Here is an 18,313-nt window from a genome sequence, read left to right as displayed (position 1 = left end):
CCTTTGCGCGCGCCGCGGCGCTGACGGCGCTCGGGCGGCAGATGTTTTTCGATCCGTCGCTGTCGGCCTCGGGCAGGCAGGCCTGCTCGTCATGCCATGACCCCAACCATGCCTTCGGGCCAGCTTCCGCCGCGCCGGTCGAAATGGGCGGGCCGAACCTCGACCGGCCCGGCCTACGCGCAGTGCCGTCGCTGCGCTACCTGCAGGCGGCGCCCGCCTTCACCGAGCATTTCTACGATTCCGAGGACGAGGGCGACGAGAGCGTCGACAACGGGCCGACCGGCGGGCTGACCTGGGACGGACGCGCCGACCATGGCAAGGACCAGGCGAGGATCCCGCTGCTCTCGCCCTTCGAGATGGGCAACAAAGATGAAGCCGCCATAGTCGCAGCCTTGCGCAAGGCGGCTTATGCCGATGCCTTCAAAGCGGCGTTTGGCGCCGATGTGCTGGATCATCCCCAGGACGCATTCGACGCCGCGGTCGAGGCGCTCGGCACCTTCGAGCAGAGCAGCGCCGACTTCTATCCCTATTCCAGCCGCTACGACGCCTTCCTCGCTGGTAAGGCGCAGCTTACCGCGCAGGAGCTGCACGGCCGCGCGCTGTTCGAAGACGAGGCCAAGGGCAATTGCGCGAGCTGCCATCTAGGTGAACCGGCAAACGACGGCAAGCCGCCGCAATTCACCGATTACGGCCTGATCGCGATCGCCGTGCCGCGCAACCCGGCTATCGCCGCCAATGCCGATCCCAACTATTTCGACCTTGGCCTGTGTGGCCCACTGCGCACCGATTTCAAGGGCCGGGTGGAATATTGCGGCCTGTTCAAGACACCGACGCTGCGCAACGTCGCGCTGCGCAAAAGCTTTTTCCACAACGGTTATTTCCACACGCTGCGCGAAGCAGTCGCCTTCTACGCCAGCCGCGACACAGATCCCGGCCGCTGGTATCCGAAGAATGCCGACGGCAAGGTTCATAAATTCGACGACCTGCCAAAGGTTTGCTGGGGAAACCTCAACACCGACCCGCCCTTCAATGGCAGGAAGCCGGGCGACAGGCCGGCGCTGACCGACGCCGAGATCGACGACATCGTCGCCTTCCTCGGCACGTTGACCGACGCCGACCAGGCGGCGGGGCGGTGACGGCGGCGAGGCCTCTTGTGTTGCCCGAGCGCACGGCGCGGATTTGCCGTCCGGTATCGAATCGGACAAAAGCGTATGTGGGCTAGATCACAGGACCGCCATGAAACACCTTCTATATTAGAAGTCCTTCATGGATGGAGTCTCGGATGAGATTCGTCGCTTTACAGGACCCGACCGACCGCTGGACGGTGTTTGATACGGCTAGTGAGGAGCCCGCCGAATTTGGTGGCCGCGTGCTCATTGGCCTGACATCGCATGAAGCCCTGCAGCTCGCGGCCGTGGCCAACGATGAGGCGGGATACCGGGAAATCAATGTACTGGGGTCTCGTCAAGGCCAGTAAGGCGGACCACGGGCGGTTCCCCTTTCCTCCGGGAAAAGCGCAGCGAACAAGCGGTTGAGACGGCCTTCTGCCGGAGTGATCCAGGTCCCTCACCCGGCCGGCGCGTAGCGGTTCACCACCATGCCGCAGGCATAGGCTTTCGAGCCGATCAGCGTCAGCCTGGCGAAGCCGGCCTGGTCGAAGATACGGCGGCCGCTGCCCAGCACCGCCGGGTTGATGAAGAGCTGGAACTCGTCGATCAGGCCGGCGGCGATCAGCGCCGAGGCGAAGCCGGCGCCGCCGAAGACGGCGATATCGCCGCCCTCGCCCGCCTTCAACGCACTGACCTCGCGCGGCAAGTCACCGCTGGCAATACTCGTGCGCTCCCATCGCGAGACCTTCAGCCTGTCGCTCAGCACGACCTTGCGCGCTTCGACGATACGCTTGGCGAAGGCATAGAAACGATCCTGTGGGAACTTCCGCGCCGCATTGCCCCAGTGGTTCAGGTAGCCCTCCTCGGCCATCTTGCGGCTGAGCAGAATGGTGTCAACGTTCTCGAACACAGCGTTGAAGTCCTGCCTGAGTTCGTCGTCCCAGTCTCTGTCGTCGCCCCATTCCCAAAGCTGCCAGCGATGGTCCTGATCAGCTCCGACGAAGCCGTCGACCGACATCTGCATCTGCAGGATGAGCTTCTTCATTGGGCGGTCCTACTCGTGTTTCTGAAAACGGTTTACTTTTGGAAGTATTGACCCGCTCAATGAATGATGTCAATTGTAAAGTGATTTAAAAACGGAACCGTAGCCATGTCGACCCGGGATAGGTCCGGCTGTCCGATCAGCCTCTCGCTCGAACTGCTCGGCGACCGCTGGACGCTGCTCATCGTCCGCGACCTGGTCTTTGCCGGGAAAAAACATTTTCGCGAATTCCTGCAGTCGGACGAGGGCATCTCTTCGCGCACGCTCGCCGAGCGGCTGCAGACGCTGCAGGATGAAGGCATCCTCACCCGCAGCCAAGATCCTTCTCACTCGCTGAAGGCGATCTACCGGCTGACGGAAGCCGGCATCGACCTGCTGCCGGTGCTGGCGACGCTCGGCGCCTGGGGGAGCAAATATCGCAAGGCCGACGATGAGCTGGCCCGGGTTGCCGATAAGTTGGCGGCCGGCGGCGAGCCGGCGATCAAGCGGATGAAGGATAAGCTGCGGGCGGAGCATCTGGCCTGCTGATCTCCCCCCTTGAGGGGGAGATGTCGCCGAAGGCGACAGAGGGGGTCGCCGCGCGTGGAGCGCCGACGCTTTCGCGACGAGAGACAACGTCGGCGATCTACATGAAACGACCCCCCTCTGGCCTGCCGGCCATCTCCCCCGCGAGGGGGGAGATCAGCAGGCCTCCCCGCCAACACCTTATTTGCCCGACAAATTATAAGTTGACTCTTTTACTCATCTTGAATAGCGCTGCCGGCGGTATCGAGATGGGGATCGGCGTGATGAACAACCGGCGCGTTCTGGCGGGGTTTTTGCTGGCAACGACTTTCCTGCATCCGCCACATGCGTTGGCGCAGGGGAAACAGGAAGTGCTGGCGCCGATCCAGATCGAGGGCGAGGCCGGCGAGGGTGCCTCCGACTTCGACGGCTACAAGGCGAAGAAAGACGCCAGCGCCGCCAAGTCCGCCCAGCCGCTGGAAAAGACGCCGCAAGCGGTGAGCGTGGTCGGCAGCCGGCAGATCGAGGACCAGGCCGCGCGGACCGTCGTCGAGGCGACGCGCTATGCGCCGGGCATCCGCTCCGAAACCTTCGGCAACGACACCCGCAACGACTGGTTCCTGATCCGCGGCTTCTCCTCGCAAGTCAGCAGCTACTTCCTCGACGGGCTGCAGCTGCAGTCGAGCGACAGTTTCGCGACCTGGAAGGTGAACCCCTATCTGCTCGACCGCATCGACGTCCTGCGCGGGCCGTCCTCGGCGCTCTACGGCGCCTCTAACCCGGGCGGCCTCATCAACCTCGTCTCCAAGCGGCCGACCTTCCAGAACCGCGGCGAGACGGCGATCGGCGTCAACGAGTTCGGCAATCTATGGACCGGGCTCGACGTCGAGGGCGTCAACAAGGACGGCACGCTCGCCTACCGCTTCATCGCCACCGGCAATTATGGCGGCACCCAGGTCGACTATACCGACAACGACCAGTTCGCCATCATGCCGGAAATCACCTGGAAGCCGGACGAGGACACCAGCCTCACCGTCTATGCCAATGTCTCGAAGCTGAAGACGCGCGGCCAGAACTTTTTGCCGTATGAAGGTACGGTCGTCGACGCGCCCTTCGGGAAAATCCCGCGCGAACTATTCACCAGCGAGCCCAGCGTCGACAAGTTCGAGCGCTCGCAGCAGATGGTCGGCTACGAATTCGAGCACCGCTTCGACAATGACGTGACCGTGCGCCAGAACCTGCGCTACGGCCATCTCAACGTCGATTTCCGCAACGTCTACGGTGAAGGCTGGGTAAGCACGCCGACCACCACCACGGCGTTGCTCGACCGCGCCAACTTCCTGTCCAAGCCGGATCTCGGCCTGTTCAGCGTCGACAACCAGGTCGAATGGCAGACGTCCACGGGCCTGATCGACCACACGCTGCTTCTCGGGCTCGACTACAAGCGCTTCGACCTGCATGACGAGTCGGGCTACGAAGACGCCCCGCCGCTCGATGTGCTGAACCCTGTCTACAGCGGCGCGCCGCCGGTCACATCGCGCTACGACCAGTCGAACACGCTGCAGAACCAGACCGGCCTCTACGCCCAGGACACGATGCAGATCGACCGCTGGAATTTTGTGTTCAGTGGCCGCTACGACGACGTGCAGACCAAGGTCACCGATCGCCCGACCGGGGTGCGCACCAGCTATTCCGCCGACGCCTTCAGCGGCCGCGCCGGCGTCATCTACAATTTCGACAACGGCATCTCGCCTTATGTCAGCGTCTCGCGCTCGTTCCTGCCATTGACCGGCACCGACACGGCCACCGGCCATGCCTTCAAGCCGGAAACGGCGGTGCAATACGAGGCCGGTGTCAAATACCAGCCGACATGGCTGCCGGATGTGATGCTGACCGCATCGCTGTTCGACCTGACTCGCGAAAACGTCGTGACCAGCGATGGCGTGCTGTTCAACCGGCAGATCGGCAAGGTCAATTCGCGCGGCGTCGAGCTCGAAGCCGTCGGCCAGCTGACGCCGGACCTGAAGCTGACCGCCGCCTACACCTGGTACGACCTCAAGATCGAGGAAGGCAATCCGGCCGAGATCGGCAAGGTGACGACCGGTACGCCGGAACAATTCGCTTCGCTGTGGCTCGACTATGCGATCCCCTCCGACCGCTTGCCAGGCATCACCATCGGCGGCGGCGTGCGCTATGTCGGCTCTTCCTACGCGGATGCCGCCAACACCCAGAAGGTGCCGGACTACGCCGTGGTCGACGCCGCGATCCGCTACGAGAAGGACAACTTCAAGGCGGCGCTCAACGTCTCCAACCTGTTCGACAAGGCCTATGTCGCCTCCTGCAACATCACCTGCTTCTACGGCGAGAGCCGTGAGATCAGCCTGACAATGGGCTACAAATGGTAACGGCCGCCGGTCGGGGCTCGTGATCGCAACGCTTTTGGCATTCCTGCTTGCGCTGCTGCCGGTGCCGCCGGCGGCTGACGAGGCCGTGCCCTCACATGCCGAGCGCGTCGCCACCATCGATTGGGGCACGGCCGAGACGCTGCTGGCGCTGGGCATCACGCCGCTTGGGCTTGCCGAAACCGCCGGCTACCGCGACTGGGTCGGCTCGCCTGCCCTGCCCGCCAATGTCGCCGAGATCGGGCTGAGGGCGACGCCCAGCCTCGAATATCTGGCGGCGCTGAAACCGGACGTGATCCTGTCGACGCCGCAGTTCACGGCGATCGAGCCGGTGCTCGGCAAGATCGCGCCGGTCATCAGCCTCGCCACCTTCACCAACGACCTCGAGCCCTACCGCCATGCGCAGGAGAACGCGATGCGGCTCGGCGCGGTGCTGGGCCGCGAGCAGGCGGCGGCCGATCTGATCGCCGCCACCGACGGCAAGATTGCGACGTTGAGGGATGCTATCGGAACGGCGCAGACCAAGCCGGTGCTGGTGCTCTATTTCCAGGACGACCGCCATGCCTGGGTGTTCTGCCGCGGCAGCCTCTTCGACGACGTGCTGAAGCGCGCCGGGCTCGCCAACGCCTGGACCAGCGACGGCAATTTCTGGGGTTTTGCCGATGCCGGCGTCGACCAGCTCTTCGCGATCCGCGACGCGGCCCTTTTGGTGATCGAGCCGGTGCCGCCAGCCGTGCGCGCCAAGCTGGCGGCGCGTGACGGGCTGCTCGGCCAATTGCCGGTCTTCGCCCCTGGCAACCATGCGATCCTGGAGAGCGTCTGGGGTTTCGGCGGCCTGCCGTCGGCCGGCCGCTTCGCCGATCTGCTTCTCAAGCACACGCGGCTTTTCGAGCGCGGCCATGCTTCATGACCGCCGCCGGCTGGCGGTCTCTTTCGCGGGCGGCGCCTATTTGTTGCTCGTCGGCGGACTGATCGCCCATAACATCGCCGATATCGGCGGCAGCGAAGCGGTGCGCGCGCTGCTCCTCGACTACGCCTATTGGCCGCGCCTCACGGTGTCGCTGCTGGCGGGCGCGGCGCTGGGTCTGGCCGGCGTCTTGATGCAGCAGGTGCTGCAGAACCCTCTTGCCGCGCCGGAAACGCTCGGCGGCAACGCCGGCGCGCATCTGGCATTAACCATCGGCCTGCTTGCCGCGCCTGCCTTGCATGCCGCGCATCCGGAGCTGCTGGCGATCGCCGGCGCCTTCGCCGCCTGGGGGCTGATCGCCGCGGTCGGCTGGCGCTGGCGTGCCGACCCGACGACGCTGATACTCTGCGGCTTCGTCGTCAGCTTCGCGCTGGGCTCGATCTCCAGCCTCCTGATGCTGCTCAACCAGCAATATCTCGCCTCGATGTTCATCTGGGGCGCCGGCTCACTGGTCGAGGACGGCTGGAGCGGCGTCGAGCAACTGGCGCTGCGCGTCGCGACCGGCGCAATCGCCACCATGGCCTTGGCGCGGCCTTTGCTCATCCTCGGCTTCGGCGACCAGCAGGCGAAGAGCCTCGGCCTGACCACGCTCTTGAAGCCGCTGCTTGTGGCTATTGCCGTGCTGCTTTCGGCGAGCGTGGCGGCGGCCGTCGGCATCATCGGCTTCGTCGGGCTGGCGGCTCCCCATCTGGCGCGCGTTCTCGGCGCGGAAAAGCTCGGCGAGCGGCTGGTCGCCGCGCCCCTGGCGGGCGCTGCCCTGGTGCTGATGGTCGACCAGCTCATCCAGCTCCTGCCGCCCGACCAGGCCGCCGATCTGCCGACCGGCGCCGTCACCGCGCTGATCGGCGCGCCGATGCTGATCTTCTTGCTGAGACGCGTGCCGCGCCTGATGCTGAAGACTGACGGCGGGCTGGTGGCAAGCCTCGGTACCGGCGGCGCAAGGCGGCCGGCGCTTGTGCTCGCCGGACTGGCGATTGCGCTTGCGTTGGCGCTCGCGCTAGCCTTCCTCGTTGGCCGCGCGCCGGATGGTTTCGGCTTTTATTCGGAGGCTTTCCCCTGGCGGCTGCCGCGCGTCGTCGCCGCCTGCGGCGCGGGGCTGGGGCTCGGCGTCGCCGGCTGTCTCGTCCAGCGCCTGTTCGCCAATCCAATGGCGAGCCCGGAAATCCTCGGCATCGGCGGCGGCGTCGCCATGGGGCTGATCGCGGTGCTGCTTCTCTTCGCCGATGCCGGCGCCGAGCTGCAGCTTGTCGGCGCGACGGTCGGCGCGCTGGTTGTCACCGGCGCGATCCTGCTGCTCGGGCTCGACAGCGGCTTCACGCCGGAGCGGCTGCTGCTGACCGGGATCGCCATCACCGCGCTGCTCGATGCCTCGAGCCTGCTTTTCCTGGCGCTCGGCGATCCGCGCTCGGGCCAGGTGCTCGCCTGGCTGAGCGGCTCGACCTATTGGGTGGAGCTGGATTTCGCCGTCCTCGTGCTCGGCGCCGGCATTGCCGGGCTGCTGCTCGCCGCGCTTGCCGGGCGCTGGCTGGAGATCCTGCCGCTGGGAGCAGGCATGGCGACCAATCTCGGCGTTCCGCTGCACGCAGCGCGTCTCACCGTGCTGGTGCTGGCGGCGGTCACGACCGCGGCGGCGGCGCTGATCGTCGGACCGATGAGCTTCGTCGGTCTGCTCGCGCCGCACCTGGCCGGGCTCATCGAACTGCGTCGCGCCAGGCCGCAACTGTTCGGCGCCGCGATGATCGGGTCTGCGCTGGTGGTGTTCGCGGATTGGATGGGACGCGTGGTGTTTGCGCCGACGGAGCTGCCGGCGGGGGTGCTGTCGGTGCTGATCGGGAGCGTGGCGGTGATGGGGGTTGCGATGGGAAGGCGGAAGACCTCCTGAGGTTTCCGCGAGCCCCCCGTGTCCAGCCGGACAAAGGTCGGCAAGCCTAACCATCCGCCGTTTCCGCTTTGCCCTGCCTGCGCTAGACTTGGCCCAGCAACAGGATCGCCATCGTCATGATCGTCCAGGCTTGCATCAACGGCGCCCGCTCCGCCGATTTCCATCCGGCCCTGCCACTCGACGCGCATGCCATGGCGCGCGATGGCGCGGCCTCGATCGCGGCGGGCGCCGCCGAGTTGCATGTCCATGCGCGCGGCGCCGACCATCAGGAAAGCCTCGCCCCGGAAGCGATGGACCGGACGGTGGCGGCGCTGCGCCGCGCCTGTCCGGGCACGCTGATCGGTGTCTCCACCGGCGCCTGGATCGAGAAGGACGACAGGCGCACGCTTGCGGCAATCGCCGGCTGGAAGGAGCTGCCCGACTACGCCTCGGTCAATCTCAGCGAAGCGGCGGCGCCGGAAGTGATGGAGGCCTTGCGCGACCGCGGCGTCGGCATCGAGGCCGGGCTGGCATCGATCGGCGACGCGCTAAGGTTGGCCAGCCTCGACCATGGCAGGCGGGTGCTGCGCGTGCTGATCGAGATTTCCGAGCAGAAGCTGGACGAGGCATTCGCGATTGCAAACGGCATTGTGAAGGTGCTGGAACGCGAAGGCGTCCATCGCGCGATCCTGCTGCATGGCGAGAACGCGACCGTGTGGCCCTTCGTCGAGCGGGCGGCGGCGCGGAAATTTTCGACGCGCGTCGGACTGGAGGACGGCAAGGAGTTGCTGGACGGAAGTGTGGCTGCGGGGAACGCCGCGCTGGTTGCCGCGGCGGTGGGGATTTATCGAGGCAACAGATGACGGTCTATCTACCCCCTTGCGGGGGAGATGTCCGGCAGGACAGAGGGGGGTGTGAAGGATCGCCGGCGCAGGCGGTTTCTCGCAATAGACCTTGCACCGGATGTCGTGACCGACAACAGCTGACAAGCTAGCGGGACAGCACCCCCCCTCTGCCCTGCCGGGCATCTCCCCCGCAAGGGGGGAGATTGGCGCTCCGGCCTCACCGCCTATCCGCATCGGCCCTGAGTTCCGCGCCTCTCGTTCGGTTGGAGCACCTAGGAACGGAAGCCTTGTCAGCCCCGCCAAATCGCCAGGTCCGCCAGGATCCGTGCCTTCACGGCAGGATCGGCATAGCTCGCATGCACCGATGTCGCGGCGAGCTGGCGGATTGTTTCGCCGTCCCAGCCAAAGGTATCGGCGCAGGCGGCGTAAGAGGCTTCAAGGGTCGTGTCGAGCAGCGCCGGATCGTCGGTGTTGATCGAGACGGCGACGCCGGCCTTGCGGAGCGCATCGATAGGATGTTCGGCAAGCGCTGGATAGACGCCGAGCGTGATGTTGGAGATTGGGCAGATGCCAAGAGGAATCCGCCGCTGCGCCAGCAGGTCGACCAGGGCCGGCTCCTCGATCGCCCGCACGCCATGGTCGATGCGGTCGGCGCCCAGCAGTTCAATCGCGTCGCGGACACCTTCAGGACCGCTCGACTCGCCGGCATGGACGGTCCGCCGCAATCCGGCCGCCGCGGCGCGGCGGAATGCCTCGGCGAAGCGCGGACCGGTGCGGCCGGCGGCCGCTTCGTTGCCGTCGATCGAAAGGGCAACGACGCGCGGATGCCTGATCCTGCTCAGCAACTCCACCAGTTCGATGGCATCCTCGGCCGACTGGGTGCGCAGCAGGCTGACGCAAAGCCCGACCGACGGGTAGCCATCCTGCTCGGCGGCCGCGAAACCCGCATCGAAGGCGTCGATCATTCCGGGGATGTTCCCGTGCCAGTGCGGCCAGTGGGTCGGGTTGACGATGACGTCGGCGTAGCGCACGCCGCTTTTGGCCATGCGCCGCGCAAATTTATAGGCGGTGACGGCCAGTTGCTCACGCGTGCGGAACGTGCCGCACAGCCAGTCGAGCATTTCGAGGAAGCTCTTCAGGTCGTGGGCCTCGAAGAGCCTGTCGCGCGGGGCGCGCAGCGGAATGCCGGCCTCCTCGCAATTCCTGATCACGTCGTCGGCCTCGAAACAGCCCTCGACATGGATGTGCACTTCAGCCTTCGGCAATGCGATGTAGTCGGTCAATGGAAGCCTCCCGAGCTAATGGCTGCATCAAATCACGAAACGCCAGGCCCAAGCTTCAAGAAATGATTGAAAGAATTGTGTGGCGCGCACGGGAGCCCGTTCCTCGCCCCCACGGAGTGGGGGAGAGGTGGCTCGGCGAAGCCGAGACGGAGAGGGGAGCGCCCTACGAAGGCCCCCTCTCCGTCCGCTTCGCGGACACCTCTCCCCCGCTTTGGCGGGGGCGAGGAAAGGCGCTATTGCGTGTCCGCGTTGGCCCTCAACTCGGCGCGTTTCTCGTCCGACACCACGGAGAGGTCCAACACCTTCTGCAAACCCGCCGCGTGGCGAAAGTTCGGCTCGGTCTGCACGCCGCTCTTCACCGCCTCGACGAAGCGCTGGTAGTTGGTCGGCACCGTGCCGGCGTCGAGCACGTCCCATTTGGCGTTCTCGACATTCTCGCCGACGCAAGCCTTGAGCATCGAGCCGTCGAGATTGTGCACCACCTCGATGCCGCCCTTGTCGCCATAGATGCGCAGCCGCAGCTCGTTGAGATGGCCGGTCGCCCAGCGGCTGGCATGCACGACGCCGAAGGCGCCGTTGGCGAAGTCGAGCGTCATGGCGAAGCTGTCATTGGCGTCGAGCTGATAGTCGCCGATGCGGTTGTCCGGCGCCTTGTCGAAGGCGCGCAGCCGGCAGAACACGTGGTCGATGTCGAGGGCGGCGCCATAGCTCGCGAAATCCAGGATGTGGATGCCGACGTCACCCAGCACGCCATTCGAGCCGTGACCGCGCGACAGCCGCCACAGCCATTTCGGATCGGTGCGCCAGTCGCCCCAGAATTTCGACACCAGCCAGCTCTGCAAATAGGACGCCTCGACATGGCGTACCGTGCCGATCTCGCCCGCCTGCACCATCTGGCGCGCCTTCTGCAGCGCAGCCACGTTGCGATAGGTGAGGTTCACCATGTTGACGACACCGGCCGCTTCCGCCGCATCGGCCATCTCGCTCGCCTTGCCGAAATTCTCGGCCAGCGGCTTTTCACACAGCACAGGCTTGCCCGCGGCGATCAGCGCCATGGTGGTCGGATGATGGATGCGGTCCGGCGTGACATTGGCGACCGCGTCGAAATCGCCCCAGTCGAGCGCCGCCTCCAGCGAGGTGAAGCGTTTCGGGATCTTGTAGGCGTCGGCATATTCGCCGACGCGGGCCGGATCGACATCAACGGCGCCGACGATGTCGACGCCCTCGATGGCGCTGAAGCGGCGCGCATGCTCCTGCGCCATCCAGCCGGTACCGAGTATCAAAAGCCGCATTATGCTTCTCCGAAGGAATTGGTTCGATTCAATGACGGATGTGTCTAAGTGGTATTTCTACGCAGTTCCAGACGGAAAACCGCTGTTGGAGTTCTTTAGCGGAACCCGGCCTCGCCGGCCGCGTGCAGCTTGCCGCCGCGCTCGACAATCGGCTCCAGCGCCTCGTCGACCGGCACGTTCGGCGCGTTGAGGATGGCCGGCTTCGACCCTTGCGGGTTGTGTGCCCATTTCACCGCGTTGCGCAGCACCTTGTGCACGGTGGCGTCATGATAGGTCGGATAGGTCTCGTGTCCTGGCCGGAAATAGAAGACATTGCCGGTGCCGCGCCGATAGGTCAGCCCTGAACGGAACACCTCGCCGCCCTGGAACCAGGAGATGAACACCGTTTCCAGCGGCTCCGGCACCGCGAACTGCTCGCCATACATCTCCTCGTTCTCGAGCTCGAAATATTCGCCGACGCCATCGGCGATCGGATGGCTGGGGCTCGTCACCCAGAGCCGCTCGCGCTCGCCGGCCTCGCGCCATTTCAGCGTGCAGGGCGTGCCCATCAGCCGCTTGAAGATTTTCGAGAAATGGCCGGAGTGAAGCACGATCAGCCCCATGCCTTCCCAGACGCGACGGGCGACGCGCTCGACCACCTCGTCGGTCACCGCGCCGTGGTCCTTGTGACCCCACCAGACAAGCACGTCGGTCTCGGCAAGGCGGGACTCCGGCAGGCCGTGCTCCGGCTGCTCCAGTGTCGCGGTCGAGGCGGAGATGCCTGGGTCGGCATTCAGCGCGTTGGCGATGGTGGCGTGCATGCCTTCCGGATAGATGCCGGCGACCACCTCGTTGGTCCGCTCATGGATGTTCTCGCCCCAGACGACAGCGCGTATTGTCATGGATAGCCTCGTGCATGATTGTGAGGGTGGAGCCGCCCCGCGCCATAGATAGCGTCTTGCGCCAGTATTGGAAGCGGTTTTCGACCTTCGCTCTGCTTCGGACTGAGTTCAGCCGAGAGCATCCTTTCCGAACAACGACATAGGCCTTTATGCCACCAAACTGATTCAACTTCCTCCAGCCGATTGGCAAGCGCCCCTTCCCGTGCGCAATATTGGCGATGGGCGAAGTGCTTGTAGGGACAGCGATCTTTGCTTGTCTGGCCGGGGCGGCGCTGGTCAGCCTGATGGTCTATGAGCGCTTTCCCGCCCATCACCGTCAGGACGACACCAGCGCCGTGGTGCGGCTTGCCGCGAACCTCTTCGTGGTGATGTCCTCGCTGGTGCTCGGCCTGATGATCAATTCGGCCAAGAACACGTTCGAGACCATCGACCACAACGTCCACAGCTTCGCCACGCAACTGATCCTGCTCGACCGCTCGCTGAGGCAGTACGGACCCGAGACAGGCATCGCGCGCGCTTCGCTCGCCGCTTATGTGCAGCGGGTCGTCGACGCCACCTCGCCCACCCAGAAGACGCCGGCGGTCGCCAACCGGCTGTCCGAGCTGCTGCTGAACCAGGTCGGCGACCAGTTGGCGGTCCTGACGCCGCCGGAGGCGAGGCACGCCGCGACGCTGCAGAATGCGCAACAGCTGCTGCAGAAGGTGATCGAGCAGCGCTGGGTGCTGGTCGAACAGTCCGACGGCATCATCCCCGTGCCGCTGATCGCGCTTCTCGTCGCCTGGCTGATGCTGATCTTCGCCAGCTTCGGCTTCCGGGCGCCGCGCAACGCCACCATCGTCGGCACATTCCTCATCTCGGGGGCGCTGGCGGCCGCGGCGATCTATCTGATCATGGACATGGACACGCCCTTCTCCGGCCCGATCCAGGTCTCGCCGGCGCCCCTGCAAAGGGCGCTGGCAGAACTGACGCAGTGAGTTCACGGCTGACTCATCAAATCGAGCAGCCGCTTCGCCGCTACCGCCGCGCCGTCGGCGCGGACTCTGCTGGCGACCTCGCCTGCGCGGATACCGGTTTCGGGCGCCAGCGCCGTCCCCAACGCCGCCGATAGTGATTCCGCAGTCGGCGTCGGGCCGTCATGAGCGGCACCGATGCCGACTTCGGCCACCCGCCGCGCCCAGTAAGGCTGGTCGCCGATCTGCGGCATGACGACTTGCGGCGCCCCTGCCCGCGCCGCGGCGGCGGTCGTGCCGGCGCCGCCGTGATGCATGACGGCGGCCACGCGGCGGAAGAGCGCCTGCTGGTTGACATCGCCGACGGCGAAGCAGTCGTCGCGATCGTCGATCGGGCCGAGCTCGGCCCAGCCATGCGCGATGACCGTACGCCGGCCCCTGGCGCGGACCGCCTCGATGGCCGCGCGGCCCGCTTCCCTGGCGACCGCTATCGAGCCGAAGCCGACATAGACCGGCGGCGAGCCGGCTTCGAGGAACGCTTCCAGCCCGTCGGGGAGCGGCCGTTCGTCCGGCAGGATCCAGGCGCCGGTCTGCACGGCGTCGATCAGGTCCGAGGGCAGCCACGGCCCCAGTGTCGGGTCGCAGGCAAGCAGGACAGGATCGCCGTAGACATAGTCGCGGACATTGTCCAACAGATGCAATCCGAGCGATGCGCGATGGCTGTTGATCGCGCCGCCAAACAGCGCGTTCTTGGTCCGGATATCATGGTCCCAGAGCGCCCTGTTGTCGGTCACGCCGGCTGGAAGCGGATGTCCCGGATATTCAAAGGGCCGGTTGAGCGCCGACGGCAGCCAGATCGGACAGAAGGTGGCAAGGATGCAGCGGATGCCCCGCTGCTCGGCGACCAGCCGCGCGGCGGCACAGGAGGGAAAAAGGCCGCACGCCACCACGGCATCGCAGCCTTCGGCGGCCGCCATGAGCGCGTCGAACTGCCTGGCGAGGATCTCGGCCGCCTGGCCGGAGATGAGCTTCGCCCGGCTCTCGGGCGAAGCGTCCGCCGAACGCCTGATCATTTCCTTCGCCCATGCGCGCACCGGCGAGAAGGCCCACGCCGGCGCGGGCACATAGCGCAGCAAACTCCTCATCACCGGGGACACTCACCCGCACCTCGGCGCCGAGCGCCTGCAGCCGCTCGCCGAGCGCCACCACCGGCTCGACGTCGCCGCGCGAACCATAGGTCGACAACAAAATCCGCATTCAGGAACTCCCTTTCCCAAAAAATAAGGTCAAGGGCAGCGTACATACGGCATGACCGGGGTCTTGCCGCAAGCCCGGGGTGCGCCATATCTATCTTCTGGGAGGGACAGATATCCTTGCCGTCCCGCCAATCCCGCCGATTTCCGACGTTTGCCAGGGCGCCTCTTGCGAGGTCGCCGCGTCGCAATCCGTCGCTTGCGGCAAACCTTTGCCCGCGCGCTGATCGTGCTCGGCGCGCCGATGGCGGCGAAGAATACGATCCGACCGAAGTTCAGGGAATCGGCGCCGGCAATCTGAACGAAAACCAGGGCGTGAACGCATTTACGGGCAGAAGCGCCGGGAAGTGAGATAGCGCGAGCCGGGAGCCGACTTTTCGGATAAAGTTCTCTTTCCGATCATCTGAGGGCGCTAAGATGTTGGCCCCTGACCTAACGAAATTTATCGAGCAGGATCATCTGGCTTTAGATGCCTTCGTGAAGGGCAATCCTGAACCTCTGAAAGATCTCTACTCGCGACGGGATGACGTCATTATCGCCAATCCGTTCGGGCCGCCGGCGAAGGGGTGGGAAAAGGCCGCCGCGACCATGGAACGGGCTGCCACCAATTACCGGGACGGCGAGGCCACCGGCTTTGAGCGCATCTCCGAGTACGCGACAGCGGACTTGGGCTACGTCATCGAGGTCGAGCGGTTCCGATCCAAGGTCGGTGGTGGCGACAAACTGGTGCCGATTGCGCTTCGGGTCACCACCATTTTCCGGCGGGAAGAAGGCGCGTGGAGGATCGCCCTTCGTCATGCCGATCCGATAACTTCAGCCCGCCCTCCGGCGTCCATAGTCGGAGAGTAGAAGGGGACCCGTCTGGGTCCTACTCGATGAGAGCCGCAGTTTGCGCCTCGGCGGGCGCGTCCTCTGCCGGCTTTGCCGGCTTAGCCCTGGCGCCCTTCCTGGGCGACCCGGGTGGGCGACCTGGTCAGGCGCGGGACGACCACGAGGCGCTTGATCTTGCCTTTCTTGTAAGCGGCGAGGAAGCGGTGGTAGTCCTTGAAGACGACACAGCCATTGGACTCGGCGCGGCCGCCACGCAGCATATAGGTGTGGGCGAGCAGGCCGTCGCGGCCGTATTTGTTCTTGCCACTGGTCGGCGTCAGCCGGATCGCCTCGACGCCGTGGAAGCGCGATTCACGCATCGACAGATTGTAGGTATCGGGCGGCGTCGGGCCGACATTCTTGCGGTTGACGAAGCGCGGCTGGTCGACCATCGAGCCGAACCCGGAATGCGCCTCCAGCTTCGAGCCGTCCGGCATGTAGACCGTCCCGGCAGAGATGTCGTAGACGGCGACGCCATTGCCCGTCGAAGGCCCGTTGAACAGACTCCCGAAGGCCCTGCCGAGGCCGCCGCGCTCGGGCGTGTCCGGCTTGGCGTAGGCGAGCATCTCGGAAGGCTGCGCCTTGCCGCGCTTGGCCGGCCCGGCATTGACTGGTTTCGAGCCCTGCACGCCCGGAAGCGCCTGCTCGGAACTCCTCAGCGAGCGCAGCGACTGCGGGCCTTCCGCGGTATCGACGGCGGGCTCAGGCTTCGCGGGCTCCGGCCTGGCAGCTTGGGGCTTTGCCGCCTGGGTTGCCTGCGGCTTGGCCGGATCAGGCTTCCTCGTGGCATTCTGTTCGGGCGCCTCGGTCGCGCGCTCGAGTGTGGTGCGCGGCCTCAAGCCGGGAACGGCGATGCTGTCGGGCAAATCATCCTGCGGCGGCAGCGAGGCGACCTGCACTTCACCCGGGCCAGCGGCGGCTTGCCCCGAGGCTTCAGCACCGTCAGAGGCGCCGGCTGCCAGATCCGGCGCACCGCCGTTGGCGAGCTCGACCGCGGTCGGCACGTCGACCGTCTCTTCGGGCATGACATTGGCCAACGCCAGCGCCAGCTCGGAGGCACGCTCGACGTCGACCTGATTTGAGCCGAAGCGTGCCTCGGCCGGGCCGGTCTCGGCCAGGTCGGTCTGGGTCGGGTCGTTCTCAGCCGCGCCGCCGAAGCGGCTTGCCGCCGGCAGGCTGGCAAGCAGGAAAGGCGCGCGCTCGGCGCGCTGGAAGGCATCGGCAAGTTTCTGCGGCGAAAGCCCGGCGCGCTTGACGACGCTGTCGAAACGATCCGCGACGTCCGCGGCGGAGGCTACCTCCACGGCCTTCTCACGGGCAACCCTGAGCTTTTCAAACGCGACGCTGTCCGGCGCCGCCGGCTTCAGGCGTGCGGCCTTGCCGTCATGTACCAAGGTGGAGGGGGTCGGGGTGGAGTGCGCGAAGCTGGTGGCGAGGCCGAGACAGCCGCTATCGCAGCCCCTGGTGAGCGATCCCGTCTTGTATGGCCCGGCCGCGGCAAGCCGCGGTGCCCAGGCATTGACAAGCTTGCGGCGCTGATCGGCGAGCGCGATGTTGCGCGGCGCGAGCAGGCTCTGCGGCAATCCGTTGGAAGCAGCGGTAAGCGTGGTGCTCACCGAATAAAGGCCAGCCAGGGTGGCCACGGACCATAGCGCCAGCGCGGCGCCGACAGCGGGCACCACAACCCAACGATGACCACCAGATTTCTTCGAAGTTACCCCCTCTTCAGGAGCGTCACCCCGGTTCTTCACACACAAAAACGCCATACGACCACTCTCAATCGGCATGCCGGTTCGCGGACCTGGCATCCGTCACGATCACAGTTCGCCTGGTGCCCCCTGCACCTTCACGCGTCTGTTGCCGATTGATTCAAAAGATGGACAAAGATGGTTAACCAATCCCTCCACCAATCGCCATTGTGGCGACGGTCCATACGAAAAAAGAGCCTTCCATGGTCTTCGCCGCGGTAAAAATGCTCTTCCTCACCCGCTTTGCTGCCCGTTTTTCCGGCCTCTGTCAAGAAACCGTGAAGATCGGAACCGCAGCAATCCTGGCCGCGTATAGAGCGATTAAGGTCGAAATGCGACCGGGCGGCGTGGCACTGGAACAAGCCTGCCAATGATGTGGTGGACCAGCCGGCAAAGCCGACGGAAGATATTGCGGCACCAAATCACCCCAAGAAAAGTCACCCCAGCCGGAGGGCGGAGGTGACTTGAAGCGAGAAAACCATGCGTTGCGGAGTTCAGCGCATTTCGTCCGGTCCATCGGCGACGCCGACATGGTGCCGATAGACCATTCCCCAACCCTTCCAGCCGGTGAATAGAAGGATGAGGACGACGACCAGCGACAGGACCAGGCCTACCGGCATCACCGCCGCCTCGCCGTGCGCGAAGCGCGAATACCAGTTGTAGAGCTCGATCAGGACGACAATGACGTTGCCGCCGGCGTGAAGCCAAACGTCCTGAAGATTGCGGATCTGGGTATCGCCGAGGACATCGGTCAGGCCGGCAAGAGCCGCCAGCGCGGCCATGATCAGGCCGGCCCCGAGAAGCCAGAGCGAAGCGGTGACCCAGCCCGGATTGCCGGTCCACCAGAAGACGAGGTCGCAAACGAAGGTCGCGACGAAGAAGGCGATCGGGAACGGAATCAGCATCGCGTGGACAGGATGGCCGGCAATGCTTGCCGTGCTGTGCGGATTGTGGGGGATCATATGCTGAGCCATCGGAATGCCTCCTGGAGGCGTGGCGAGCGCCGCCCTCAGGCCACAGACAATGGATCACTGGCTTGGCGGCAAAAAGCCGGACACATACCGAACTCAGCTTGCCCCCGAATGTTCCATAACCTCGACGTCGGCAGCAGCCGACATAGCCGCATATGCCGTTGGGCGCCTCCCGATCGAAAACGAGCCGAAACAAACATTTATGTGCTAGTCATGCGAAGCATCAAACGAACGGCGATGATCGCAATGTTGGAAACGGACAAGGTGTTCGCCGGCTCGATTCCGGAAAATTACGACCGCCACATGGTGCCGTTGATTTTCGAGCCATACGCCGC

Annotated in this window: 17 protein-coding genes and 2 pseudogenes; 11 read left to right on the top strand and 8 right to left on the bottom strand. The window is 65.4% G+C overall.

Annotation, left to right across the window (positions count from 1 at the left end):
• Together EOA38_RS07840 and EOA38_RS07835 are read left to right on the top strand one after the other, a co-directional pair.
• Positions 1–1,136: cytochrome c peroxidase (locus EOA38_RS07840; RefSeq protein WP_127298882.1), on the top strand; the 1,136-nt coding region annotated here is incomplete at its 5' end.
• A 146-nt stretch (positions 1,137–1,282) separates the two neighbouring features.
• Positions 1,283–1,477 carry a hypothetical protein gene (locus EOA38_RS07835; protein WP_126094743.1) on the top strand — a complete coding sequence of 65 codons (195 nt, stop codon included), beginning with the start codon at positions 1,283–1,285 and terminating at the stop codon, positions 1,475–1,477.
• 89 nt (positions 1,478–1,566) lie between these two features.
• Here the strand turns inward: EOA38_RS07835 and EOA38_RS07830 are convergent, their stop codons facing one another.
• On the bottom strand, positions 1,567–2,154 hold the full coding sequence (locus EOA38_RS07830) for a dihydrofolate reductase family protein (RefSeq protein ID WP_126094744.1): 588 nt from the start codon (positions 2,152–2,154) through the stop codon (positions 1,567–1,569).
• A gap of 105 nt (positions 2,155–2,259) precedes the next feature.
• Between EOA38_RS07830 and EOA38_RS07825 the strand changes: the two genes are divergently transcribed.
• From EOA38_RS07825 to EOA38_RS07805, 5 genes are all read left to right on the top strand, one after another.
• Positions 2,260–2,679: a helix-turn-helix domain-containing protein gene (locus EOA38_RS07825; RefSeq protein ID WP_126094745.1), complete on the top strand. Its 420-nt coding sequence runs from the start codon at positions 2,260–2,262 to the stop codon at positions 2,677–2,679.
• A gap of 260 nt (positions 2,680–2,939) precedes the next feature.
• A complete protein-coding gene (locus EOA38_RS07820; protein WP_126094746.1) occupies positions 2,940–5,060 on the top strand; it encodes a TonB-dependent siderophore receptor in 2,121 nt (706 codons plus the stop codon).
• 19 nt (positions 5,061–5,079) lie between these two features.
• Positions 5,080–5,967 carry an iron-siderophore ABC transporter substrate-binding protein gene (locus tag EOA38_RS07815; protein WP_126094747.1) on the top strand — a complete coding sequence of 296 codons (888 nt, stop codon included), beginning with the start codon at positions 5,080–5,082 and terminating at the stop codon, positions 5,965–5,967.
• Positions 5,957–7,906: a Fe(3+)-hydroxamate ABC transporter permease FhuB gene (fhuB, locus tag EOA38_RS07810; RefSeq protein ID WP_189434542.1), complete on the top strand. Its 1,950-nt coding sequence runs from the start codon at positions 5,957–5,959 to the stop codon at positions 7,904–7,906. Before EOA38_RS07815 ends, fhuB begins: the two co-directional genes overlap by 11 nt.
• Positions 7,907–8,022: 116 nt before the next feature.
• Complete coding sequence (locus tag EOA38_RS07805) at positions 8,023–8,748, top strand: 3-keto-5-aminohexanoate cleavage protein (RefSeq protein ID WP_126094749.1); 726 nt, start codon at positions 8,023–8,025, stop codon at positions 8,746–8,748.
• Between the two features lie 272 nt (positions 8,749–9,020).
• Here the strand turns inward: EOA38_RS07805 and add are convergent, their stop codons facing one another.
• From add to EOA38_RS07790, 3 genes are all read right to left on the bottom strand, one after another.
• Positions 9,021–10,013: an adenosine deaminase gene (gene add / locus EOA38_RS07800; RefSeq protein ID WP_126094750.1), complete on the bottom strand. Its 993-nt coding sequence runs from the start codon at positions 10,011–10,013 to the stop codon at positions 9,021–9,023.
• Between the two features lie 233 nt (positions 10,014–10,246).
• Positions 10,247–11,305 (bottom strand): Gfo/Idh/MocA family oxidoreductase, encoded by a 1,059-nt coding sequence (locus tag EOA38_RS07795; protein WP_126094751.1) that lies wholly within the window; start codon positions 11,303–11,305, stop codon positions 10,247–10,249.
• Between the two features lie 95 nt (positions 11,306–11,400).
• Entirely contained in the window at positions 11,401–12,186 is a 786-nt protein-coding gene (locus EOA38_RS07790; RefSeq protein ID WP_126094752.1) for a ThuA domain-containing protein, read from the bottom strand.
• Between the two features lie 218 nt (positions 12,187–12,404).
• On the opposite strand from EOA38_RS07790, the gene EOA38_RS07785 reads away from it, so the two are divergent.
• Positions 12,405–13,160 (top strand): DUF4239 domain-containing protein, encoded by a 756-nt coding sequence (locus EOA38_RS07785; protein WP_126094753.1) that lies wholly within the window; start codon positions 12,405–12,407, stop codon positions 13,158–13,160.
• Positions 13,161–13,162: 2 nt separating this feature from the next.
• Here EOA38_RS07785 and EOA38_RS07780 read toward each other — a convergent pair whose 3' ends face one another.
• Together EOA38_RS07780 and EOA38_RS40265 are read right to left on the bottom strand one after the other, a co-directional pair.
• Positions 13,163–14,293, bottom strand: coding sequence for a glycosyltransferase (locus tag EOA38_RS07780; RefSeq protein ID WP_245480790.1), 1,131 nt, complete (start codon positions 14,291–14,293; stop codon positions 13,163–13,165).
• 46 nt (positions 14,294–14,339) lie between these two features.
• A pseudogene (locus tag EOA38_RS40265) lies at positions 14,340–14,393 on the bottom strand (hypothetical protein); the annotation flags it as partial.
• A 413-nt stretch (positions 14,394–14,806) separates the two neighbouring features.
• Between EOA38_RS40265 and EOA38_RS07775 the strand changes: the two are divergent.
• Positions 14,807–15,238 (top strand): nuclear transport factor 2 family protein, encoded by a 432-nt coding sequence (locus tag EOA38_RS07775; RefSeq protein ID WP_126094754.1) that lies wholly within the window; start codon positions 14,807–14,809, stop codon positions 15,236–15,238.
• An 80-nt stretch (positions 15,239–15,318) separates the two neighbouring features.
• On the opposite strand, the gene EOA38_RS07770 is transcribed toward EOA38_RS07775, so the two are convergent.
• A complete protein-coding gene (locus EOA38_RS07770; RefSeq protein ID WP_245480789.1) occupies positions 15,319–16,902 on the bottom strand; it encodes a tlde1 domain-containing protein in 1,584 nt (527 codons plus the stop codon).
• Positions 16,903–17,210: 308 nt separating this feature from the next.
• Between EOA38_RS07770 and EOA38_RS39035 the strand changes: the two genes are divergently transcribed.
• Entirely contained in the window at positions 17,211–17,381 is a 171-nt protein-coding gene (locus tag EOA38_RS39035; protein ID WP_189350162.1) for a hypothetical protein, read from the top strand.
• A 120-nt stretch (positions 17,382–17,501) separates the two neighbouring features.
• On the opposite strand, the gene EOA38_RS07765 is transcribed toward EOA38_RS39035, so the two are convergent.
• On the bottom strand, positions 17,502–17,981 hold the full coding sequence (locus EOA38_RS07765; protein ID WP_245464729.1) for a DUF2231 domain-containing protein: 480 nt from the start codon (positions 17,979–17,981) through the stop codon (positions 17,502–17,504).
• 243 nt (positions 17,982–18,224) lie between these two features.
• Between EOA38_RS07765 and EOA38_RS40260 the strand changes: the two are divergent.
• A pseudogene (locus EOA38_RS40260) lies at positions 18,225–18,313 on the top strand (SAM-dependent methyltransferase); the annotation flags it as partial.

The organism is Mesorhizobium sp. M1E.F.Ca.ET.041.01.1.1 (assembly GCF_003997355.1).
Classification (GTDB): Bacteria; Pseudomonadota; Alphaproteobacteria; order Rhizobiales; family Rhizobiaceae; genus Mesorhizobium.
The sequence above is the reverse complement of the archived record's forward strand: the minus strand, read 5'-3'. Positions and strand labels throughout refer to the sequence as shown.